The following is a 23,106-nucleotide window of genomic DNA, read 5'->3' as shown; positions in this document are numbered from 1 at the left end:
CCCTCGCTGCGGCCCCGGCCCGCCCCTCCGCCGTACGGGAACTCTCCCGGGTGGCGGCACCGTCGTCCCGCGTCCTCACCCCCCGGCCGCTGGAACCGCTGGACCTCACCGCGGCCCTCGCCTGATCACCCCCGCCCGGTCGCGCCTCCCCGGTCGCGCCTCCCCGGCCGAGCGGCCCGCACCCTTCGAGACGGCCCGGAGAGCGCCGTCCGGGAGGATGTGCCGCGTTCCCGAAGTGACCTACGGACGAAGTGACCTACGGAAAAGGGGTGTTCGTAATGGCCGTACTGCGGCGAGCGGCGGCGTGGGCCATGGCGGCGGTGGCGGGGGTGACGGTGCTCGGCACCGCCTCCTCCGCCCAGGCCGGTGCCCGGGCGGAGGAGAAGTTCAGCTTCACGGCGGAGAAGTTCAGCGCCGTCCAGTTCGGCACGGACAAGGCCGACCTGTTCCGGATGCTGGGCGTGGGCCAGACCCGGCCCGGATCGGCCGAGGGATGGTGCGAGGACGACGGCGACTCCGTCCTCTGCATGACCAAGTCCGACGACTACGCGCCCTACGGGAGGTTCTCGTACAACGCGGCCGGCAAGGTGTGGCGGAAGCACCACGAGCTCCTCTTCAAGCCCAAGGCGCCGTCCATCAGCCTCGCCCAGTACAACCAGGTCCGGCGGGGCATGACCGAGGCGCAGCTCTGGGCGGCCGTACCCAAGGACTCGTGCGTGCTCCAGGACGAGGAGTACCCGAACTGGCCCGCCACGACCGGCCGGACCGTCATGTACTGGTGCACGTCGGCCACAGGGCTGTTCCCGCCGAACGCGCGGTTCTACCTCACCGACGGCAAGGTGACCCAGAAGTACGAGTACAAGCTCGCCTGACGCCCGGTTTCCCCGCCGCCCCGGTGCCTCGGAGATTCCCGAGATCGCCGGAAGAGGGCGACCGACCAGCATGGCCCTGTACCGAAGCACGGCAATGGAAGGGGCTGTTGGGATGAAAGGGATGTCGGGGATGAGCGTATTCCGGCGGACGGCGGCGACATGGGCCGCGGCGGGGATCGCGGCGGGAGCGGCGGTGCTCGGCACCGCCGCGGGCGCGCAGGCCGGCGTCCGGTCCGACGCGCCGGCCGAGGAGAAGTTCAGCTTCACGGCGGCGAAGTACGAGGCGGTGCGGTTCGGCGCGGACAAGGCCGATGTCTCCCGGATGCTCGGCGTGGGCAAGACCAGTCCGGGGTCGTCGGAAGGCTGGTGCGACGACAGCGGCGTCACCATCACCTGCAGGACCACGTCGGGTGACTACCCGCCCTACGCGCACTTCAGCTTCAACGCGGCCGGCAAGCTGTACCTCAAAGACCAGAACATGCTGATCAAGCCCAAGACGCCGAACCTCAAGCGGTCCCAGTACGACCGGGTCAGGAACGGCATGACCGAGGCGCAGCTCTGGGCGTCCGTCCCCAAGGACGCGTGCGTGCTCTCGCAGGAGAGCTTCCCGAACTGGCCGTCCGCCGACGGCCGGGAGGTCATCTACGAGTGCCAGGCCGGCACCGGTCTGTTCCCGCCCAGCGGGTGGTTCTACCTCACCGACGGCAAGGTGACCTACAAGCACCAGCGCGGCCTCGCCTGACCGGCGGGGCGCCCTTCGGGGCGCCGCCGTCCGGTCGCTCCGCGTCCGTGTCGTAGCCTGTCGATCCGTTCGAAGGGGAGGTTCGAAGGGGAGGGAAGGGAGCCGGGCGGTGGACGGGGGACGCCGACACGTGGGCCTTCGGCTCCCTGAGGGCACCTGGTGGGACTGGGACGTGATCGCCTGGGACGCCGCCGCGTTGCGGCCGGCGGCCGGGCACGACCTCGCCTGTCACCATGACCTGGAGCTGATCTTCGGCGATCCGATGTTCGTGAGCTGCCCGGCACGGTTCCACGACCCGGTGTTCCGCGCCCCGACGAGCGAGGAACCCGTGCGGGTCACCCGTCATCTTGGTGAGGAGCCGCCGGTTCTCGTCGCGTTCGAGGCGGACGCGGGCGGGCCGGAGCCCGTCCCCTGCCTCATCGCCGCGGAACGCGTCGAGGTCGTGCGGGAAACCGTCCTGCGGTACTGGCGTGCGGACGCAGCCCCTCATCAGCGGTTCGCACCGTGGGTGCGACCGCCGGCGCCGCAGGGCAGCTGAGCGATCACCACCAGGGCGGACGCCGGCGGCCCGCTGCTTGTTCCCGACACCGCTTGTTCCCGACACCGGATGACCGTCCGGGGCCGGTGCCTCGGGGTTCGGGAGCTGCCCCCCGCGGACCCGGACCGGGGCGAGCCGGTCGGAGGCAGCGGGTTTCTCGAAGGATCCAGGGCGGGTGGGTGTCGTCATGGCCGGCATCGCTGACGACCACGATGCCCGGGTCCCCCGGCCCGCCACCGACCTGCGACAACGATCCGTACGACGACACCCCGCAGCTGGGCTGCGGTGATCGCCGGCGCGTCGTCCGCCAGGCCGAGCCGGACCGCGTGTCCGGGGCCGCCGTCCAGGATTGGCACCCGGTTCCGGCACGGCCACGGAGGAGTGCGGTCGGCCTGGGACGAACCGCGACGCCGTCTTCGCCCGGCCGACACTGTCCGCAGCCGGCCAAAGCGGCCCTTCGCCGACGACCGTGTCGTATCAAGGCGTCCGTCCGGCGCTCACGAAGTCGCCGTCAACAGCGCGGTGGCGGCCGGGCAGGGGCCGGCCTCGCACGAGCTCCGTGGACGGCATCCCGCGCCCGGCCTGCGGAAAGCGTTACCGCGACACCCGCCCGACCGTCATCGCGGCGAGCGCCGGGCCGCCTGGTCGAACCGTTCCCTCTCGGCGTCGCCGAGCTGACGGTGATCTTTCCGCACGCGCTGTGAAGCCCCGGATGAGCCGGCCGACCGAGGACCGGATCCCCTCCATCGGCTCGGGCGGGACGGCGGCCGGGCGCGAGGCGGTGGGCGCGGTGGCGCCGCCGTCGGAGGGGCGAGGTCGGCCGGCCGCCGGTGGCTGTGGTGCCGGAGCCGGCGTCGAGGGCGACCGTCGGCCGGGGCGAGGGCAGTCGTCAGCATGCGGCCCAGCCGCAGGCTGATCTCCTCATGGTCCGGCAACGCGGCCGGCTGCCGCTGCGCGGCGTTGAGGCGCGCGTCCTCGGGGCGGGAAACGGTCCGGGGCCACGCGTGCGTTCAGGGCGCATGCCCGCTGCCCCCTCGCACTTTCCGGACGGGCGGTGTCCCGTCACAGCCCACTGCGCCCGCGACGCCGTGTGGCGTGGCGACTTCGGTGAACGGAAGGGGGCCCGGGGGCGGGGGTGCCCCCCGCCCTCATCCCGCACGGCGCCGCCCCTACGGGTTCAGGTCCCACCCCTTCCGGGATACCCCTAGGGGGTATACAGTGGTGATCAGTGGAAGGCGCCGGGCAGAGCCCCGGCCCCTCGCGGACGACATGCGCACCCCGCGCACCGACCATGTAAAGGAAGCGGCCATGACCTCCCAGGCGAACCCGGACTCCGGCTCCTGCTGCACCCCCGCCGGCACCTGCGGTTCCGGTGCCTCTCCCGAGGCCCGGGGCGGTGTCACCGCCGTCTACCGGGTGACCGGCATGACCTGCGGCCACTGCGAGGGCGCGATCGCGCGGGAGGTCTCGGCCCTGGCCGGCGTCGTCTCCGTCGAGGCCGTGGCCGCCACCGGGCTGGTGACCGTCACCTCCGCCGGCCCGCTGGACGACGAGGCCGTCCGCGCCGCCGTGGACGAGGCGGGCTACGAGCTCGCCGGCCGCGCCTGACCGACCGGCCCGGCCGCGGGACGCCCCGGGCCCGCCGAAACCCCGGAAACCCCGGAAACCCCGGAAACCCCGGAATACCCCCACCCCGTACACCGTTCCCCGGTACGCCGGATCGTGCCGCTCCCCTGATAGGGACGCCCGCAGCTCCGGCCCTCCTCCCAGGAGACTCCGAATGACCAGCACCGCTCTCGAAAAGGACACGGCACCCGCCGCGGCCGCCTCCGAAGTCGAACTCTCCATCGGCGGCATGACCTGCGCGTCCTGTGCGGCGCGCATCGAGAAGAAGCTCAACCGGATGGAAGGCGTCACGGCGACGGTCAACTTCGCCACCGAGAAGGCCAAGGTCTCCTACGGGCCGGGGACCGGGGTCGCCGATCTCATCGCGACCGTCGAGAAGACCGGCTACACGGCCCAGGAGCCGCCGGAGCCGCAGCCGGCGGCGGCCCGTCCGGACGCCGGCGAGGTGCCGGAGGCGGGCGACGGCGGCGAGGCCGGCGCCCTGCGGCAGCGGCTGCTGGTCTCGCTCGTCCTCGCGGTGCCGGTCGTGCTGATGGCGATGGTCCCGGCCCTGCAGTTCGACAACTGGCAGTGGCTGTCACTGACCTTGGCGGCCCCGGTGGTGGTGTGGGGCGCCCTGCCCTTCCACCAGGCCGCCTGGACCAACGCCCGGCACGGCGCCGCGACGATGGACACGCTCGTGTCCATCGGCACGCTCGCCGCGCTCGGCTGGTCGCTGTGGGCGCTGTTCTTCGGCCACGCCGGCATGCCGGGCATGCGGCACGGCTTCGACTTCTCGGTCTCGCGGGCGGACGGCTCGTCCTCCATCTACCTGGAGGCCGCGGCGGGCGTCACGGCCTTCATCCTCGCGGGGCGCTACCTGGAGGCGAAGTCCAAGCGCAAGGCCGGAGCGGCCCTGCGGGCGCTGCTGGAGCTGGGCGCCAAGGACGTCGCGGTCCTGCGCGACGGACGCGAAGTCCGCGTCCCCGTCGGAGAACTGGCGGTCGGCGACCGGTTCGTCGTCCGCCCCGGCGAGAAGATCGCCACCGACGGCACGGTCACCGAGGGCACCTCGGCCGTCGACGCCTCGATGCTCACCGGAGAGTCCGTCCCCGTCGACGTGACCGCGGGCGACGCCGTCACCGGCGCCACCGTCAACGTCTCCGGCCGGCTCGTCGTCGAGGCCACCCGGGTCGGCTCGGACACCCAGCTGTCCCGCATGGCCAAGCTGGTCGAGGACGCCCAGAACGGCAAGGCCGCCGTCCAGCGCCTGGCCGACCGCATCTCCGGGATCTTCGTCCCCGTCGTCCTGCTGATCGCCCTCGGCACCCTGCTCACCTGGCTGTTCACGACCGGCGACGCCACCGCCGCCTTCACCGCCGCCGTCGCCGTGCTGATCATCGCCTGCCCCTGCGCCCTGGGCCTCGCCACCCCGACCGCCCTCATGGTCGGCACCGGCCGCGGCGCCCAGCTCGGCATCCTCATCAAGGGCCCGGAGGTCCTGGAGTCCACGCGCCGCGTCGACACCGTCGTCCTGGACAAGACCGGCACCGTCACCACCGGGAAGATGGCACTGCACGAGGTCGTCACCGCCCCGGGCGTGACCGAGCGGGAGCTGCTGCGGCTGGCCGGCGCCCTGGAGCACGCCTCCGAGCACCCCATCGCCCGGGCCATCGCCGACGGCGCCACCGCCCGTACCGGCACCCTGCCCGCCCCCGAGAGCTTCGAGAACGTCGCCGGCCTGGGCGTGCAGGGCGTCGTCGACGGACACGCCGTCCTCGTCGGCCGCGAGAAGCTGCTGAGCGAGTGGGCCATCGCGCTGCCCGCCGAGCTCGCCGCCGCCAAGGCGACCGCCGAGGCGGAGGGCCGCACGGCCGTGGCCGTGGCCTGGGACGGCGAGGCCCGCGGCGTCCTGACGGTCGCCGACGCCGTCAAGGACACCAGCGCCCGCGCCGTCGCCGAACTCCGCCGCCTCGGCCTCACCCCCGTCCTGCTGACCGGCGACAACAAGGCCGTCGCCGAGGCCGTGGCCCGCGAGGTCGGCATCGACGAGGTCATCGCCGAGGTCCTGCCCCAGGACAAGGTCGACGCCGTCAAGCGGCTCCAGGCGGAAGGCCGTTCGGTCGCCATGGTCGGCGACGGCGTCAACGACGCGGCCGCCCTCGCCACCGCGGACCTCGGCCTGGCCATGGGCACCGGCACCGACGCCGCCATCGAGGCCGGCGACCTCACCCTCGTCCGCGGCGACCTGCTGGTGGCCGCCGACGCGATCCGGCTCTCCCGCCGCACCCTCGGCACCATCAAGGGCAACCTCTTCTGGGCCTTCGGCTACAACGTCGCCGCGCTGCCCCTCGCGGCGGCCGGCCTGCTCAACCCGATGATCGCCGGCGCGGCGATGGCCTTCTCCTCGGTCTTCGTCGTCACCAACAGCCTCCGGCTGAGGAGCTTCAAGTAGGAGAGACCTCCGAGGACGACCGCGCGCACAGACGCCGCTCCTCAACCGCCCCGGCCGGTGGCCGCATCCGAAGTCCCCGGATGCGGCCACCGGCCTTTCGACGCCGGGAGGCGAGGCAGGACCTGCGACGGCCGACGCCCGACGGGCAACGCCGACAGCCACGGGCAACGTGCGACGGGCACCGAGTAACGAGCAACGGGCACCGGCGGAGACACCTATCGTCTCCCTACCGGACGCCGTGAAGGCCGCGGCCGGTCCGCCGAGGGAGCCGAGACATGAACAGGCCGTCACCCACCGCCGGAACGCCGGACGAACTGCGCCGACGGCTGGGCACGGCCGACGCGGTGGTGATCGGCCTCGGGTCGATGATCGGCGCCGGGATCTTCGCCGCCCTCGCCCCGGCCGCGCGCGCGGCGGGTTCCGGGCTGCTGCCCGCCCTGGCCCTGGCGGGCCTGGTCGCGTACTGCAACGCGACGTCCTCGGCCCGCCTCGCGGCCCGGTACCCGACCTCGGGCGGCACCTATGTGTACGGACGCGAGCGCCTGGGTGACTTCTGGGGATACCTGGCGGGCTGGGCGTTCGTGACCGGCAAGACCGCCTCCTGCGCCGCGATGGCGCTGACGGCCGGCGCGTACGTGTGGCCCGGCCGGGCGCACGCGGTCGCCGTCGCGGCCGTGGTGGCGCTGACCGCGGTGAACTACGCCGGCGTCCGGAAGTCCGCCTGGTTCACCCGGGCCGTCGTCGCCGTCGTCCTGGCCGTGCTCGCCGCCGTGGCGGTGGCCACGCTCGCCTCGGAACCGGCGGACGCGGCCCGGTCGGCCGTCGGGGACGACGCCACGTTCGGCGGGGTGCTCCGGGCGGCGGGCCTGCTGTTCTTCGCCTTCGCCGGGTACGCGCGCATCGCCACCCTTGGCGAGGAGGTGCGCGACCCGCAGCGGACGATTCCCCGCGCGATCCCCCTCGCACTGGGCATCACCCTGGCCGTGTACGCCGTCGTCGCCGTCGCCGTGCTCGCGGTGCTCGGCACCGACGGACTGGCGGCGGCGACCGCGCCGCTGTCGGACGCGGTCCGGGCCGCCGGCGCGGACGGGCTGACGCCGGCCGTACGGGCCGGGGCGGCCGTGGCCGCGCTCGGTTCGCTGCTCGCCCTGATCCTCGGCGTGTCCCGCACGGTGCTCGCCATGTCCCGCGACCGGCACCTGCCCCACGCCCTGGCCGCCGTCCACCCGCGCTTCAAGGTGCCGCACCGGGCCGAGCTCGCGGTCGGCGCCGTGGTGGCGGCCCTGGCCGCGACGACCGACGTACGGGGAACGATCGGCTTCTCGTCCTTCGGAGTGCTGGTCTACTACGCCATCGCCAACGCCTCCGCCCAAACCCTCGGCCCGGACGAGGGGCGCCCGCCCCGCCCGATCCCCTGGACCGGACTGGCGGGCTGCCTGGCACTGGCCTTCGCCCTGCCGGCCGCCTCGGTCCTCTGGGGCGCGGCGGTCCTCACCGCGGGAGCCGCCGCCTACGGCACCCGCCACGCCCTGGCCACCCGACCGCGCCCGTAGGACCCACTGGAACCGGGGGCACCACGGCTCCCGAACGCTCACGAACGAACGAGTCCTACGCCGAACTCACCGCGCGGGCGGCGGCCCGGCTCAGCCGGTGAGGCGTGAGGCGAAGAACCGCAGGTTGCCCTTCAGGTCACGAGCACCGTACTCGCGTAGCCCGTAGGACATGTCCCGCGGCAAGTACTCGATGACCGCTCCGGCCTCCTCGACATGCCGGAAGTACGCGTCGACGTCCTCGACGGCCACCATCACACCCACGTGCACGGCCGGCAGCCGCGACGCCGGCCGGAACCTCGCCTCGTCCCGGGCCTGCCCGACGATCACGGTGCACGGCCCGATGCCCGCCTGGGCGTCGACCACCCGCCCGTCCACCTCCCTGACCACCCTCTTCTCCAGCCCGAAGGCCTCCAGCAGGAAGGCGAAGCCGGCCGCCGGGTCCGTGTAGAAGAGGCACGGGCTGATGCCGGGGACGCTCAGGACGGCCTACTGCTTCATGATCGACTCCTCGGAACCGGGGACGGACGCGCGGTACGGATCTCCCCGGCTCCTGCGGCACGAAGCCCTGCCCGGGACGCCGCCGTCCGGGACCCAGGCCCGGGAGAACGCCGACGGGGAGCGTCCCGCGAACCGCGAGATGCCGGCTCAGTTGTGACTGGTCGGTGTACCCGCAGCTCAACGTGATGTCCGCGAGTCCCATCCCCCTCTTGATCAAGCCACCGCGACGCGGAAGCGCAGCACCTGGGACAGCGTCTTGGGCGGCGCGGAACCGATCGATCAGGTGCTTGTGGCTGTAACCGGCCCCCTCGGCGAGATCCCGCACGGCGACCCACCCCCCCGTAGCGCCGCAGCTCTTCCCAGGCCCGCTCGGCGGGGGAGGGGGACGACCGGTCGAACCGGTGGCCGGCCGCTCGGAGAACAGCGAGTCCAGGGCGGTGAAGCGCTCCTCCCAGCCGGACCGCTCGGCCGGCGCGGTGAGGTGGCGCAGCAATGGCCCCGACCGGAGCGAAACGGACGAGGATGCCGCTGGAGACGGGAGCGGTCTCCGTCAGGCGGTAGCGGTCCCGGACGCCCGTGACGAGATCTGCTGCCGCAGGCCGCCCTTCGCGCTCTCGGCGCCTGCACCGTGACAGGGCTGTTCGCCGGGGAGCACCCGGACCGAGGGCCCGAAACCGAGTTCACGGCGGAACCGGAAGCTGCGGACGCGCTCGTCGTAGCCGAGATGGCCGGCCACGAAACGGCGCAGGTCCGGCCGAGGGCGACGCCACACTGTCGCCCACCGGCCGAGCGCCGACTCGTGCCGCACGCCGCGCGGCCGCGCCGTGGATGAGAACGGAGCCGGCAGCACGTACCCGGCCGCCGGCGGCGACGCGCGGCCCGGGAAATCAGCGCTCGGGGGCATGCCGCCCCGCGAACAACCTGGGGGCCTGGCACGCCGGTGCCCGGCCGAAAAGCCCGGCGCCCTCTTCACCGGCCAGGCGCACCCTGAGGAAGTCGCCGGGCCCCCGGCTGAGGGTCTCGACCGGATCGGTACACACCATGGACGCTTGCATCCTCTCCGACGGCGCAGCTCCCTTCCGGCAGGCCATTTCCGGCAGCGGCCTTGCGCTGGCGACCGGGCCGATGCGCGAAAACCCGTCGGCCAGACGCGAGTTCTGAGCGGGAGCCGTGCCGTGCGCCGGAACGGACGGCATGACCGCGCGGACCGAGACGCGGCGTACCCAGCCCCATGGGCGTCCTGCGACGGCAACGCCTGACCCGGCACCGGTCTCGCCTCGGAGCGGGCCGCACCACGGCCGACGCCTCATGCGGACCCTCGCGGCGGCCGGCCGCCTGATGGCCGGACCGATCGCCGCACACGCCGCCGAGGCGGCCACCATGGGCCGAGTGGAGTCCACGAGGCGACTACCGGCTCCGACGCCAACGACCCGGCTCTCCCCGGGCGTTGGTTACCCCTCACCCACCCACCTCTCGCACGCCACCAGGGTCGGACCCGTGGCCGACTGGACGCGTACGGGCCGCGCGCGCCCAGCGGCCGGGCCACCCCACGCCACCGACCGGCCACTTCACGGTGGAGGTCACCCCGGCCGACGCGCGCCGTCCGCCACATCGGACGGCCGCGGACCCGTCACGAGCCCCGAAGGCCCGGCGCGAACCGGGAGGTCTTCCACCCGGCCGGACGATGACGGCCAGGACCCCGCTCATAGGGGCGGCCGTGAAAGATGAGAGGGTCTGGCGGGTGAGTGAGACACCGGCGAACACCCTGCAATACCGCTTTGACGGGCCCGAGGACGCCCCCGTCCTGGTCCTGGGACCGGCCCTCGGGACGACGTGGCACATGTGGGACCGGCAGGTACCCGAACTCGCCCGCCAGTGGCGGGTCTTCCGCTACGACCTGCCGGGGCACGGCGGCGCGCCCGCCCGGCCCGCGGTGACGGTCGGGGAACTCGTCGACCGGCTGATCGCCACCCTCGACGCGCTCGGCGTCGAACGCTTCGGGTACGCGGGCTGCTGCATCGGCGGCGCGATCGGTGCCGATCTCGCGGTGCGCGGCCCGGAGCGGCTCGGGTCGCTCGCGCTCATCGGGTCGGCCGCCCGCTTCGGCACGGCGGACGGCTGGGGCGTACGGGCCTCCGAGGCCCGCTCCCACGGTCTCGACCCGGCGGCGCGGTCCGCGCCCGAGAACTGGTTCACCCCCGGCTTCGCCGCCGCCCAGCCCGCCATAGTGGACTGGGCCGTCCACATGGTGCGCACCACCGACGTCCCCTGCTACTCCGCCGCCTGTGAGGCGTTGGCCGCCTTCGACGTCCGTTCCGGCCTGGACCGGGTGGGCGTGCCCACGCTGGTGCTCGTCGGCGCCGAGGACCGGGTGACGCCGCCCGCGGACGCGCGCGTACTGGTCGCCGGCATCCACGACGCCCGCCTCGCCGTCGTCCCCGCCACTCGGCACCTGGCCCCTGTCGAGCAGCCCGCCGCCGTCACGGACCTGCTGGTCGGCCACTTCTCGGCGGACTGGCACGTGCCGCACCCGCCGGGGGCCGGCGGGCGGGGGCGCGCTCCCGGTACGCCGACGACCGCTGCGGCGGGTGTGGCGGGTGGGGCGTCCTTCGGCCTTCCGGCGGCCGGTGCTCCGGGGGCGTCCGCGAGCTCGGGTGTGGGTGCGGGTACGGGTGTGGGCGCGGGGCCGGAGCCGGGGGTGCCGGCCGGTCCGGGGGCGGCTCCCGGCGAGGCGGCGTCCATGGATCCGTCCACGCGTCCGGGCCCGGGCACACCCGCTGGTACGGCGGCCTCGGCCGGTCCGGGCGCGGTGAACGGCCCCTCGACACCCGTCGGCCCGGGCGTGCCCTTCGCCGGGAGCGCGCCTGCCGGTGCGGCCTCGCCTGCGGGCTCGTCGTCGGTCGCCCTGGGCGGGTCTGTCGGCGTGACGCCGGCCGCTCCCGGCATGTCCGCCGGCTCGTCGGCGTCGGCGGATCTGTCCGAGACTGCCGCGGCCGCTCCGGACGCGTCCGTCGGCCCGGGCGTGCCCTTCGCCGCGAGCGCGCCTGCCGGTCCGTCTTCGCCCGCGGGCTCGTCGTCGGCCGTCCCGACCGCCCCGGGCGGGTCGTCTGCCGGTCTGACGCCGACCGCTCCCGGCGTGTCCGCCGCCCCGCCGGCGTCGGCGGCTCTGTCCCAGGCCGCCGCGGCCGGTCCGTCCGCGTCCGTCGCCGCGGGCTCGCCCTTCGCCGCGGGCTCGTCGTCGGGCGCTCTGGGCGGGTCTGCCGGTGTGACGCCGACCGCTCCCGGCGTGTCCGCCCCCTCGCCGACGGCGGCGGGCCCGTCCCAGGCTGCCGCGGCCGTTCCGGGTGTGCCCGCCGGTCCGGACGCGTCCGTCGCCGGGAGCGCGTCCGTCGGCGGACCCACCACGTCCGGCACCCCGTCCACGTCCACGGGCGGCTTGTCCTCGGCCGCGCCGAACGGTCACGCTGTTCCGCCTGCGGCCGGGGGCCCGGCCTTCCCGGGCGGTTTTCCGGCGTCGGTTGCCCCGGACGGCCGGTCCGCTTCCGCGTTCGGCCCCGCGGGGCCGTCCGTCGCCTTTCCGCCCCCGCCGGTCGATCCCGCCGTCGGCGAGGCGCCGACGGCGCTGATGCCGCCGATCGTCCTGGACGACGAGCCGGCGGCGTTCACCGCTCCCGCCGACGCGGACGCGCCGCGGGGCGTGTTCGGGCCGCCTCCCGCGGGCGGCATACCGGGCGCCGCCCCGGATCCGGCCCGCTTCGGCGCCGCCCCCGGGCCCTACGGCCCGGAGGCCATGCTGCGCGACGGAACGGTGCGGGCCGACGTCTTCGGCCCGGTGGGCCCGCCGGTCGACAGCCCGTACGCCACCGCGGCCCCCGCGCCGGGCCCGGTCCACCCCCCGGTGGACGGGGGCGCTGCCGGTACCGCGCGTACAGGCACTCCGACGGCGTACGGCCCTCCCGCCGTGAACGCCGACCCGACGGGTTCCGCCGTCCCCGGCCCCCTCCGTCCGCCTGTCGCCGAAGGCGGCTTCGGGCCGGTCCGGGGCCAGGGGCCGTCTCCCTCCCCGGCCGGGTCCGGTGCGGGCGCGCCCGGTCGCGCCGCCGACCTCGGCCGTCCGGATTCCGCTTCCCCATCCCCTTATGCGGCAGGGACGTCGGGTGACCCGGCCGGCGGCCCCGGTTCCGTCACGGCGGGATCCCCGGCGACCCGGTCCGCGCAGAGCGGCCCCGCACGGGTGGACGTGCCGACCACCGACATGTCGCCCGTGACCGCTCCCCGTCCGGAGACGCCACGAACCGGCGCGGACGCCCCGAGTCCCGCCGTCGCACCGGCCGCCGAGAAGCCGTCGGCCTCGTCGTCCGCTTCCTCCGCCGTCGGCGTGGCGGCGTCCTTCCCGGGTTCGGGTCCCGCCAGGGCGGACGTGCCGACGACGGACATGTTCCCGGTATCCGGGCCGGGTTCGGCCGGTCGCCGTGAGGGCGGTGCGGGCGCGGGCGGTACGGGGGTTCCGGGTGCCGGCGAGCCGGCGGTCGCGGAGCCGGCCCGCGTCGACATGCCGACCACCGACATGTCCCCGCTGCCCGCGGCGGGTTCGGCCGGCCGCCGTAAAGCCGGTGCCGGTGTGAACGGTGCGGCGGTGCGGGGTGCCGGCGAGCCGGCGGCTGCGGGTTCCGCCCGCGTGGACGTGCCGACCACCGACATGTCCTCACTCTCCGCCGCGAGTTCCGGCGCGGACACGTCGGTCACGGGCACGTCCCCGACGGCCGCGCCCGACGCGGCGTCCCGTTCGGGGGACGGGACACCCTCCGCCGAACGGGCGCGCGTGGACGTGCCCACCACCGAGATGTCCCCGGTCACCACCGCCGGCCGATCGAACTCCCGCCGCGCGGACGGGAGAACGGGCATCGGTGTGGGCGTGGGCCGACAGGCCGCGTTCGGTGCGAGGGGGCCGCAGGAGGCGGACGCGGCGGTGAGGAGCGGTGCGGAGACGTCCGCCGCCTCCGCCGCCTCCGCCACATCCGACACTTCTCACGCGTCCCGCGCGTCCGACGTGTCCCCTCTCCCCACGGCGTCCGCCGCCTCCGCGGCGTCCGGCGGCGATCACCCGAGCGCCGCCGCCACGGAACCCGGCCGCGCCCCCGGCGATATCGGGAGCGTCGACGAAACCCCGTCCACCACCGGCACCTCGTCCACCACCGGCACCCCGTCCGCCACCGAGACCCCGTCCGCCACCGAAACCCCGGCCTCCACCCCCGTCGCCGGCCCCGACAGCCACACCGGGCTCGCCCGCCGAGCCGCCCCCGCCCCCGGTGCGGACGCGCCCGCGGCGCCCGGCGGCGGCCGTCCCTCGCGCGCCCGGCACCGGGCCGGAGGTGCCTACTCGGCGGACGCCCTCACCGTGGTCGAGCCGGGCGCGGACGCCGGGGGCGCGGGGGGTGGCCCGGGCGGCGCGCTCGACGTGCGGCGGCGGGCACTCGGCGAAGCGCACGGCGAGGCGGCCGGCACGGATCCGTTCACCCGCGAGTTCGAGGACTTCGCGGCCCGCGTCACCTGGGACGAAAGCTGGTCGCGCCCGGGCCTGGACCCCCGGACGAGGGCGCTGCTCACCCTGACCGCCCTCACCGTGGGCGGGCACGTCCAGGAGCTCCCCGGCCACGCCCGGGCCGCGCTCCGGCTGGGGGTCACACCGGGCGAGATCCAGGAGGCGCTGCGGCACACCGCCCTCTACGCGGGCCTGCCCGCCGCCAGGGCCGCCTTCGCCGCGATCCGGCCGGTCGTCGCCGACCGGCCCGTCCCGCCCTCCGAGGACGGCGAGCGGAGCACGTCCGGCCGCCCCGACCCGCACCTGTGACACCACGCCCCGACACCGTCCCGAGGAGCCGAAGAGCCATCATGAGGACATGAAACTCACCAAGTACGGCCACGCCTGCGTCCGTCTGGAGAAGGGAGGCCGCGCCCTCGTCATCGACCCCGGCGGGTTCACCGAGGAGGACGCGGCCGTCGGCGCGGACGCCCTGCTGGTCACCCACGAGCACCCGGACCACTTCGACGCGGGCCGCCTGCGGGCCGCCCTGGAGGCCAACCCCGCCGCCGAACTGTGGACGCTGAAGAGCGTCGCCGAACAGGTCTCGGCCGCGTTCCCGGGGCGGGTGCACACCGTGGGCGAGGGCGACGCCTTCACCGCGGCGGGGTTCGACGTCGAGGTGCACGGGCAACTGCACGCCGTGATCCACCCGGATATCGAGCGGATCACCAACGTCGGTTACTTCGTGGACGGCGCCCTCTTCCACCCCGGCGACGCCCTCACCGTTCCCGGCCGGCCCGTCGACACGCTGATGGTGCCGGTGATGGCACCGTGGAGCAGGGTCGCCGACGTCATCGACTACCTCCGCGAGGTCGCGCCGCGCCGGGCGATCGACGTCCACGACGCGCTCCTCACCGACCTGGCCCGGCCCGTCTACGACCGGATGCTCGGCCCGGACGGACCTGGCGTCGGGGGAGCGGACCACTCCCGGCTCGCGACGGGGGAGAGCGTCGAGATCTAGGAGCGGACGCGGGCGGGAGCAGCCGCGCGCGACCCCTCCCACCTGGGGAAACGGACGTTGTCAGACCCTCCCGTTAGGGTGGCCGCATGCGCATCGCCACCTGGAACGTGAACTCGATCACCGCCCGCCTGCCCCGGCTGCTGGCCTGGCTGGAGAGCAGCCGTCCGGACGTGCTGTGCCTCCAGGAGGTCAAGTGCGCCGCGGACGCGTTCCCCTACGAGGAGCTGCGCGGCCTCGGCTACGAGGCCGCGGTCAACGCCACCGGCCGGTGGAACGGCGTGGCCGTGCTCTCCCGCGTCGGCATCGCCGACGTGGTGACGGGCCTCCCGGGCGGCCCCGACTTCGAGGGCGCGCAGGAGCCCCGGGCCATTTCGGCCACGTGCGGGGCCGCCCGCGTCTGGTCGGTCTACGTGCCGAACGGCCGGGACGTCGAGCACGACCACTACGGCTACAAGCTCCGCTGGTTCGAGGCGCTGCGCGACGCGGTGGCCGCCGACGCGGCGGGCGACCGCCCGTTCGCCGTCCTCGGCGACTACAACGTGGCGCCGACCGACGACGACGTCTTCGACCCGGCCGTCTTCGAGGGCGCCACGCACGTCACCCCGGCCGAGCGCGCCGCCCTCGCCGCCCTGCGCGACACCGGCCTGTCCGACGTCGTGCCCCGGCCGCTGAAGTACGACCGCCCGTACACCTACTGGGACTACCGGCAGCTGTGCTTCCCGAAGAACCGGGGCATGCGCATCGACCTCGTCTACGGCAACGCGGCCTTCTCCGGCGCCGTCAAGGACGCGTACGTCGACCGTGAGGAGCGCAAGGGCAAGGGCGCGTCGGACCACGCGCCGGTCGTCGTCGACCTGGACGTGTAGATCCCGTCCGAGGCCGGGCCCCGTCCGAGGTCGAGTCCCCTTTGCGGCCGGTCCGTCTGCGGTCCGCGCGATGGTGTCGCGGCGCCTTCGCGCGGCCGCACAGCCGTCGCCCGGTGGCGGCAGCGGTGGCGGTACCGGCAGTGGTACCGGCAGCGGTCTCGGCGCCGCCCGTTCGGGAACGGCTCAGGCGAGGTTGTCGGCGACGCGCCGGAGTACGGAGACCGCCACCGCGTACTCCTCATCCGTGATGTCACCGACGAGCTCCGTGCGCACCCGGGCCATGTGCTCCTTCGCCGTCGCGAGATCCGCGCGGCCCTGGTCCGTGAGGGTGAGCCGGCCGTCCGCGCCGGCGACGAGCCGGCCCCGGTGCAGCAGCGCGTCGGCGGCGTGGGCGATCACCTCGGCACCCAGGCCGTAGGGAACGTCGACAGCGAGGATCTCGTCCCGGGTCAGGCCGTGTTCGGCCCGGGCGATGTTGTTGAGCGCCCACCATTGGGGCTGGGTCAGGTCGATGCGTGCCAGAGCGGCCTGTGTGTGCCGCAGGATCGCCTCGGTGGCGTGCCAGGCGACGAGGGCGATGGGCGGTTGGCCGGGTGCGGTGGTGCCGTTGTGCGAGGTGCTCACGTTCGTCATGATCGTGAAGGTAGAACCTCAAGCAGGGTTGAGGGCAAGGCCGGCTGCGCCCCGACTCTCTGAAGCCTCGCCCCTCCCTTCCCCCGCGCCTCACTCCGGTCTGGGTCGCGACCGCAGATACCGCATCTGCTCATGACTGAGCGCGTGCGCCCGCCGCGTATGGCGGATGATCGCCTCCAGCTCCTCCTCCGTGTGTTCGTCCAGTAGCGCCCGCCACCCCCTGCCGAGGTCGTCCCACACCGCGGCGACGCGCGCGAGCCGCTCCGGCACCGGAGTGACCAGTACCCGACGGCGGTCCCGCGGGTCCGGGGTGCGGCTGACGTAACCCTGCCGTTCCAGTCGGTCCACGAGGCGGGTGGCCGAACCCGTGGTCAGGCCCGTCAGGTCGGCGATCTGCCGGACGGTGAGCGGTTCCGGGTCGGCCGTCAGCAGACTCAGGCACTGCACGTCCGTCGGGTGCAGGCCGAGGTGGTCGGCGAGGGCCTGGTTGAAGAGGACGTACGCCGCCAGGTAGCGGCGGGACTCCCTCGACAACTCCTCGTAAAGCCGGGCCCGGCGGGGGTCTGTCATCCGGATCACACTCCAAAAAACGCTGCGCGGCGCAGCGATATGCCTCATAGTCTTCTGCGTGGCGCAGTTGCTGCGCCGCGCAGTCAGTTTACGTGAAGCACCCCCGCTATCCCCGGAGGAGACCCATGCCCACCATCGCCGTCACCGGAGCCACCGGAGCCCAGGGCGGGGCCACCGCCCGCGCCCTCCTCGCCGCGGGGCGGCGGGTGCGCGCCCTGACCCGCCGCCCGGACTCGACCGCCGCCGAGGAACTGCGCCGCCTCGGCGCCGACGTCCGCCACGCCGACCTCGACGACCCCGCCTCCCTCGACGCGGCCCTCGCCGGGGCCGACTCCCTCTTCGCCGTCACCACCCCGTTCGGCACCGACACGGCCACCGAGATCCGGCAGGGCAGGGCCCTCGTCGACGCCGCGGCGGGCGCCCGCCTCGGGCACATCGTGTTCACCTCCGTCGCCCACGCCGACCGCGGCACCGGGGTTCCGCACTACGAGAGCAAGCACCTGATCGAACGGCACCTGCGGGCGGCGGGTGTGCCCTGGACCGTGATCGCCCCGGCGGCCTTCATGGACAACTACACCGGCGGTTGGATCCTCGACGGGCTGCGGACCGGCGTCTTCGCCTGGCCGATGCCCGCCGGCCGACCGCTGACCCTCATCCCCGCCGCCGACATCGGCGCGTTTGCCGCGCTGGCCCTCACGCGCCGCGACGAGTTCGCCGGGCGGCGCATCGACATCGCGTCGGACGAACTCACCCCCGCCCGGATGGCGGAGACGCTCGCCACCGCCCTCGGCCGTCCGGTCGTCCACCGGGAGGTGCTCCTGGGCGAGGTCCGGAAGCGGTCCGCCGACCTGGCGGCCATGTTCGCCTACTTCACCACCACCGGCCTCGACGTCGACGTCGCCGGGCTGCGCCGCGCCTACCCCGAGGTCGGCTGGCAGAGCTTCGCCGACTGGGCCGCCGGCCAGGACTGGGCGGCGCTTCTGGCTGCCGCCCCCGCCTCGGCACATCACTGAGGTCCCGCCGCTGCCACGGGAGCGCTTGCGAAGCCCATCGGCCACTGGCCCACCGCACGCACCAGGCCCTGACCTGTGGCAGGGACGGGGTGCGGGAAGAGCACGATCCCACCAGGATCACCCGGCAGGCCCTCGACGCCGGCCGCGCTCGGGGCGAGACCGCCGACCGAGAGGCCCCGTCGGCACTCGCGGTGAACGCCGGTGGCCCCCCGCGCGTCGAGGGCCACCGTCCGCGCCCCGTTCGACCACGACTGCGTGAGACTCTCCGCACCGGAGCGGCTCGCCCTCACTCCCGAAGGAGGCCGGCGACCGGCAGTGACCGCCGAGCGTGCGCCGGTACGTTCTCCTGGCCCCCTTCGTCGCCGGCATCTCGCCGGGCGAGCGCGTACCGGACGGGCCGTCGGCGCCCTGGAGCGCATGACCCGCACCCCCGGACGCCTCGGAACCCCGACCCGCGCCGGCTACCGAACCGCAGGGCCCGCCCCCGAGCCGGCCCGCACCCGAACAGATTCCTGCGGCGTCCGGCCCCTACGGGATCCGCCCGCCCCGAGCCGACCCGCGGAGTCCGTCCGCTCCGAGCGGGCCCATACCCGAACGGGACGGCCCGAGCGGGCCTATCCAAGCCGCACCTGACCCAAGCCGAACCGGCCGCCGTTGCCCGCACGGCACCAAGCCACCCCGCGTGCGGCCACACGCGCGAAGCCACACCACCGACGGCCGCACCGCAACGCGTCCGCGCCTCCCCCGTTATGTTCTTCGCGGTCCTGCAAGAGGGCCGCTGGCCTCCGGGCCCGGCATGGCTGTTCCCCCCTGTCGAACGGATGACCTGGGGGGTGGTGTCACCGGGCCCGAGGGGCGCCGTCGAAGACGCTGATGAGAGGTCCGGCCACCGCCTGGCCCGGTGCAACGCCGAGCCGTTCACGGGCGGCAGGTCTGCATAACGTGGATGCGCGAGTACGGCGCCAACGTCAAGGCCGGCACGACACGAGCCCCCGTTCGGGAGGATGGCTTGCACAACAGCGACGACGTGGGTGTCTACCTCGGCCTTGACGTCGGAAAGACAGCTCACCACGGCCACGGGCTGACCCCGGCGGGCAAGAAGGTCTTCGACAAGCCCCTGCCCAACAGCGAGCCGAAACTGCGAGCCGTGTTCGACAAGCTGGCCGCGAAGTTCGGCACCGTGCTCGTCGTGGTGGACCAGCCCGCCTCGATCGGCGCCCTCCCGCTGACCGTCGCCCGCGACACGGGCTGCAAGGTCGCCTATCTGCCCGGCCTGGCGATGCGGCGGATCGCCGACCTCTACCCGGGCGAGGCGAAGACCGACGCGAAGGACGCCGCGGTCATCGCAGACGCCGCCCGCACCATGCCGCACACCCTGCGGTCGCTGGAGCTGACCGACGAGATCACGGCCGAGCTGACCGTGCTGGCCGGCTTCGACCAGGACCTTGCCGCCGAGGCCACCCGCACCTCCAACCGCATCCGCGGCCTGCTCACCCAGTTCCACCCCTCGCTGGAGCGCGTGCTCGGGCCCCGGCTCGGCCACCAGGCCGTGACCTGGCTGCTCGAACGCCACGGCTCCCCGGCCGCACTGCGCAAAGCCGGACGCCGCCGGCTCCTCGAGCTGATCCGGCCCAAGGCCCCACGCATGGCCCAGCGACTGATCGACGAAGTCTTCGACGCCCTCGACGAACAGACCGTCGTGGTCCCGGGCACGAGCACGCTCGACATCGTCATCCCCTCCCTGGCCCGCTCCCTGGCCGCCGTCCACGAGCAACGACGCGCTCTGGAAGCCCAGATCAGCGCCCTGCTGGAGGCCCACCCTCTTGCCAAGGTCCTGACCTCGATGCCCGGGGTCGCGGTCAGGACCGCCGCCGTCCTGCTGGTCACCGTCGGCGACGGAACCAGCTTCCCCACCGCCGCCCACCTCGCCTCCTACGCCGGCCTCGCCCCGGCCACCAAGTCGTCCGGCACCTCGATCCACGGCGAACACGCACCCCGGGGCGGAAACCGGCAGCTCAAACGCGCGATGTTCCTGTCCGCGTTCGCCGCCCTGCACGACCCAGCCTCCCGCACCTACTACGACAAATGCCGAGCCCGCGGAAAGACCCACACCCAGGCCCTCCTCCGTCTCGCCCGCCACCGCATCAGCGTGCTGTTCGCGATGCTCCGCGACGGCACCTTCTACGAACCCCGAACCCCACACCCCGCTTGACGAAAGACATAGAGGCACCCCCCGGAGACCGCCCCAAGCCGGCGCCTCGGCCGAGCGTCCGCCCCGCTCCGGCCGGAGGCCCGCCGCGCCTCAGTTCACCAGCCGCCGCAGGCGTACGGCGTCCGCCGAGCGTCCGCCAGCGTCCCGCCGAGTTTCGTCCGAGCGTCCGCCAGTGCCCGCCGAGCCTCCGCCGGGCGCCCGCCGAGCGTCCGTCGCGCTCCGGCCGGAGGCTCGCCGCGCCTCAGTTCACCAGCCGCCGCAGATCCACCGCGTCCGCCGAGCGTCCGCCGAGCTTCGGCCGAGCGTCCGCCAGTGCCCGCCGAGCCTCCGCCGGGCGCCCGCCGCGCTCTGGCCGAGCATCCGCCGAGCGCCTGCCGGGCGTCCGTCGCACTCCGGCCGGAGGCTCGCCGCGCCTCACTTCACCAGCCGCCGCAGGCCCACGGCGTCCGCCGAGCCTCCGCCGAGCGCCCGCCGGGCATCCGTCGGGCACCCGCCGCCGGCCCCCGCCTCAGTTCACCAACCGCCGCAGGTCCACCGCGTCCGCGAACGCCTTCATGCCCGCGTCGTTCGGGTGCAGGTGGTCTCCGCCGTCGAAGCGGGGCAGCATCCGTTCCGGGTGCTGTGGGTCGCGGATGGCCGCGTCGAAGTCGAAGACCGCGTCGTACACCCCGCCGTTCGCCCGGATGTGCCGGTTGATCGCCGTGCGCTGGGCCTCGGCCGTCGCCGTGCAGTCGTGGAAGCCGCCGCACGGCGCGATGGTGGCCGCGATGACCCGCAGGCCCCGCTCGTGCGCCCGTTCCGCGATCGACCGCAGTGCCGCGATCACCTGGGTGGCGGTGGTGCCGGCCCGGATGTCGTTGACGCCCTCGAAGACGATCACCGTCCGGGCCTGGGTCTGCGCCAGCACGTCGCGCTCCAGCCGGTGGCCGGCGCTGACGCCGCTGAGCGTGGTGCTCGGGCCGCTGCCCTGGTAGCGGTCGTCGACCACCCGGTTGCCGGAGATCCCGCTGTTGAGCACGCCGTACGCCGGCACCGCGTGCTGGGCGCGCAGCCGCCGGGCCAGCAGGTCGGGCCAGCGCCCGTTGGCCTCCGGGGTGGACCGTTCGCCGTCGGTGATCGAGTCGCCGAGCGCGACCACCGAACCCGGGCCGCCCCCGACGTCGACGCCGGTGAGCAGCGGCCAGTTGGCGAGCGTCCCGGTGTACGCGCCCGCGTCGCGGTCGGCCGTGCGGTCGCCGCCGCCGTCGGCGGTCAGGTACGACCGCTGGTTGGTGTAGTGGTGCACCGGCAACGTCCTTACGGTGCCGGGGAGATGGATGCTGACCAGGAGGCTGGTGTCGGGCGGCACCCGGAAGCCCAGCGGATCGCTGAACCGCTGCGTCCCGGCCGGCAGGACGACCGCCTGCTTTCCCCCGAACGTGAGCGTCCGGGGGGCGGCCGTCGCCGCCGCGCCCTTGCCCTGGAGCGCCACCGTCGCATGGCCGATCCGCACCGGCTCCGCGGCGAACGTGTTCTCCAGCCGGACCCGTGCCGTCGCCCCGCCCGCGCTGCCGTGCACCACCAGCCGCAGCGTCCGGTCCTTCCAGGGGCCGACGGCCGCGTACCCGGACGTGGGAGCGGCCCAACTGCCGGTCCACCCGTTCGAGGGAGCGCGCAGCGCCATGGAGAAGATGTGCAGCCCGACGGACGCGCGGGGGGTCTGCGGCAGGACGACCGAGTCCACTTCGCGCCCGCGGGCCACCGGCACGGTGACCGCGTGCAGCCGCGTCGTCTCCGTCCGGCGCCCGCCGGGGGTGTTGAGGTGGGGGAGGCCGACGGCCTTGGTGGTCAGCGGGCCCCGCCGCCAGTCCGGGGCCGTCAGCCGGTACGTGGTGCGGGACCCGTCGCGGTAGCGGACGGTCCCGGTGCCGCTCACGTCACCGCCCGGCCCGGACGCCGCGCTCCCCGCGACGAGGAAGGTGAGGGCGTCGCCGACGCCCCGCAGCCGGACGGTCTGGCCGGCCGCGCGGACGTTGTCCGGCGTGCCCGGCTTCGAGCGCGGCCAGCGCAGCGGGGAGCCGTCGACCGGCAGTTCCCGGCCGGGGGACCAGCCCGCCGCGGCGAGGTCCTGGGCGGAGAAGGAACCGCCCGCCCCGTCGAAGTCCGCCTCCCGCGGCCGGGCGTCGTCGCTCACCGCCTTGTTGTCGAAGAGCCGCTCCAGGGGGAGCGGCTCCTTCGCCGGTTCGGCCGGCGCACCGGGGCGGGCGAGCGCCGGGGTGTTCGCGAAGGCGACGGCGCAGACCGCCCCCGCCAGCACGGCTCCCGCCGCTCCCCGCCGTCTGTGCCGCCGCTTGGTGAGTGCTGTGCCGTGCGCTGTCCGGAGCATGCTTCTCATGCCTCCCGTGATTCCCCACGCTGAATGTGGCGGGATGAAGTTAGGGAGACGACCGGACCACGTCAAGGAGGCCGCCGGGCCTCGTCCCGCCGGTCCTCCGGCAGCGTGCGGGTGGTGGGGCCATCTGCGCGAGTGCGATCCTTGCCGGTATGAACATTCCCTTTTTGGACGGCTGGCGCAGGCGGCACGACGCGGCACGCGGGGGCGCCGCGCACGGCACGGCCGACTGGGACCCGGAGGGCCTGGCCGAGCTGTTGTCGGAGTGCGAACTGCTGCGCGCGCAGGCGGAGTCGGCGGGCGTGGCGCTCGACGACGGGCCGTCCTCCCTGGCCGCGCTCGACCAGCTGCAGCCGCGCTGGCGCGGCGACGAGGAGCTCCAGTCCTGGCTGGGCAACGACGCGGGGCTGTACCTGGGGACGGTGCTGGTGCGTACCGTCGGCGGCGCGGCCTGGTACATCCGGGCCGACGGACAGCCGGTGGTCCGGCTCGCCGGCGGCCGTGAGGTGGACGTGGTGGAGACCGGGCACGCCTGGGCGGAGGACGGCGCTCCGGAGCTCTCCCAGGTGTACGCCGAGCTGTCCGAGAAGTGACGGCGGGTGGGGCGGCGGGCCGAGGCTGTCTCTTATACAC

16 protein-coding genes are annotated in these 23,106 nt (G+C 74.7%); 12 read left to right on the top strand and 4 right to left on the bottom strand.

All coding sequences use genetic code 11. The features are described from left to right. Nucleotides 1-278 precede the first annotated feature (278 nt). The 6 genes from ACSNOK_RS14240 to ACSNOK_RS14215 all read left to right on the top strand — a co-directional run bounded on the left by ACSNOK_RS14240 (nt 279) and on the right by ACSNOK_RS14215 (nt 7,765). A complete protein-coding gene (locus ACSNOK_RS14240) occupies nt 279-872 on the top strand; it encodes a BLIP family protein (protein WP_436781010.1) in 594 nt (197 codons plus the stop codon). A 130-nt stretch (nt 873-1,002) separates the two neighbouring features. Continuing rightward, nucleotides 1,003-1,614, top strand: coding sequence for a BLIP family protein (locus ACSNOK_RS14235; protein ID WP_436781009.1), 612 nt, complete (start codon nt 1,003-1,005; stop codon nt 1,612-1,614). Nucleotides 1,615-1,744: 130 nt separating this feature from the next. After that, nucleotides 1,745-2,152, top strand: coding sequence for a hypothetical protein (locus tag ACSNOK_RS14230; RefSeq protein ID WP_436781008.1), 408 nt, complete (start codon nt 1,745-1,747; stop codon nt 2,150-2,152). A gap of 1,308 nt (nt 2,153-3,460) precedes the next feature. Further along, nucleotides 3,461-3,760 carry a heavy-metal-associated domain-containing protein gene (locus ACSNOK_RS14225; protein WP_436781007.1) on the top strand — a complete coding sequence of 100 codons (300 nt, stop codon included), beginning with the start codon at nt 3,461-3,463 and terminating at the stop codon, nt 3,758-3,760. Nucleotides 3,761-3,932: 172 nt separating this feature from the next. Further along, a complete protein-coding gene (locus tag ACSNOK_RS14220) occupies nt 3,933-6,212 on the top strand; it encodes a heavy metal translocating P-type ATPase (RefSeq protein ID WP_436781006.1) in 2,280 nt (759 codons plus the stop codon). Nucleotides 6,213-6,487: 275 nt separating this feature from the next. Further along, a complete protein-coding gene (locus tag ACSNOK_RS14215; protein ID WP_436781005.1) occupies nt 6,488-7,765 on the top strand; it encodes an APC family permease in 1,278 nt (425 codons plus the stop codon). Between the two features lie 90 nt (nt 7,766-7,855). Here ACSNOK_RS14215 and ACSNOK_RS14210 read toward each other — a convergent pair whose 3' ends face one another. Further along, a complete protein-coding gene (locus ACSNOK_RS14210) occupies nt 7,856-8,230 on the bottom strand; it encodes a VOC family protein (RefSeq protein ID WP_436781012.1) in 375 nt (124 codons plus the stop codon). Nucleotides 8,231-10,004: 1,774 nt separating this feature from the next. Here ACSNOK_RS14210 and ACSNOK_RS14205 point away from each other — a divergent pair. The 3 genes from ACSNOK_RS14205 to ACSNOK_RS14195 all read left to right on the top strand — a co-directional run bounded on the left by ACSNOK_RS14205 (nt 10,005) and on the right by ACSNOK_RS14195 (nt 15,674). Then, nucleotides 10,005-14,114, top strand: coding sequence for an alpha/beta fold hydrolase (locus ACSNOK_RS14205; RefSeq protein WP_436781004.1), 4,110 nt, complete (start codon nt 10,005-10,007; stop codon nt 14,112-14,114). A 49-nt stretch (nt 14,115-14,163) separates the two neighbouring features. Then, nucleotides 14,164-14,808 (top strand): MBL fold metallo-hydrolase, encoded by a 645-nt coding sequence (locus ACSNOK_RS14200; protein WP_436781003.1) that lies wholly within the window; start codon nt 14,164-14,166, stop codon nt 14,806-14,808. Between the two features lie 86 nt (nt 14,809-14,894). Then, nucleotides 14,895-15,674 carry an exodeoxyribonuclease III gene (locus tag ACSNOK_RS14195; RefSeq protein WP_436781002.1) on the top strand — a complete coding sequence of 260 codons (780 nt, stop codon included), beginning with the start codon at nt 14,895-14,897 and terminating at the stop codon, nt 15,672-15,674. A 183-nt stretch (nt 15,675-15,857) separates the two neighbouring features. Here ACSNOK_RS14195 and ACSNOK_RS14190 read toward each other — a convergent pair whose 3' ends face one another. Together ACSNOK_RS14190 and ACSNOK_RS14185 are read right to left on the bottom strand one after the other, a co-directional pair. Next, the gene (locus ACSNOK_RS14190; protein ID WP_436781001.1) at nt 15,858-16,307 is read right to left on the bottom strand and encodes a MarR family winged helix-turn-helix transcriptional regulator; all 450 of its coding nucleotides are present in this window, start codon (nt 16,305-16,307) and stop codon (nt 15,858-15,860) included. 90 nt (nt 16,308-16,397) lie between these two features. After that, on the bottom strand, nt 16,398-16,877 hold the full coding sequence (locus tag ACSNOK_RS14185) for a MarR family winged helix-turn-helix transcriptional regulator (RefSeq protein WP_436781000.1): 480 nt from the start codon (nt 16,875-16,877) through the stop codon (nt 16,398-16,400). 125 nt (nt 16,878-17,002) lie between these two features. On the opposite strand from ACSNOK_RS14185, the gene ACSNOK_RS14180 reads away from it, so the two are divergent. After that, the gene (locus tag ACSNOK_RS14180; RefSeq protein ID WP_436780999.1) at nt 17,003-17,890 is read left to right on the top strand and encodes an NmrA/HSCARG family protein; all 888 of its coding nucleotides are present in this window, start codon (nt 17,003-17,005) and stop codon (nt 17,888-17,890) included. Nucleotides 17,891-18,899: 1,009 nt separating this feature from the next. Continuing rightward, the gene (locus ACSNOK_RS14175) at nt 18,900-20,102 is read left to right on the top strand and encodes an IS110 family transposase (RefSeq protein ID WP_436780998.1); all 1,203 of its coding nucleotides are present in this window, start codon (nt 18,900-18,902) and stop codon (nt 20,100-20,102) included. Nucleotides 20,103-20,610: 508 nt separating this feature from the next. Here the strand turns inward: ACSNOK_RS14175 and ACSNOK_RS14170 are convergent. Then, the gene (locus ACSNOK_RS14170) at nt 20,611-22,467 is read right to left on the bottom strand and encodes an SGNH/GDSL hydrolase family protein (RefSeq protein WP_436781011.1); all 1,857 of its coding nucleotides are present in this window, start codon (nt 22,465-22,467) and stop codon (nt 20,611-20,613) included. A gap of 158 nt (nt 22,468-22,625) precedes the next feature. Here ACSNOK_RS14170 and ACSNOK_RS14165 point away from each other — a divergent pair, with 158 nt between their 5' ends. Beyond that, on the top strand, nt 22,626-23,066 hold the full coding sequence (locus ACSNOK_RS14165; RefSeq protein WP_436780997.1) for a DUF6278 family protein: 441 nt from the start codon (nt 22,626-22,628) through the stop codon (nt 23,064-23,066). Nucleotides 23,067-23,106 lie beyond the last annotated feature (40 nt).

The organism is Streptomyces sp. URMC 126, assembly GCF_051386555.1.
Classification (GTDB): domain Bacteria; phylum Actinomycetota; class Actinomycetes; order Streptomycetales; family Streptomycetaceae; genus Streptomyces.
Note: the sequence above shows the minus strand (reverse complement) of the source record. Positions and strands in the feature narration are given on the sequence as shown.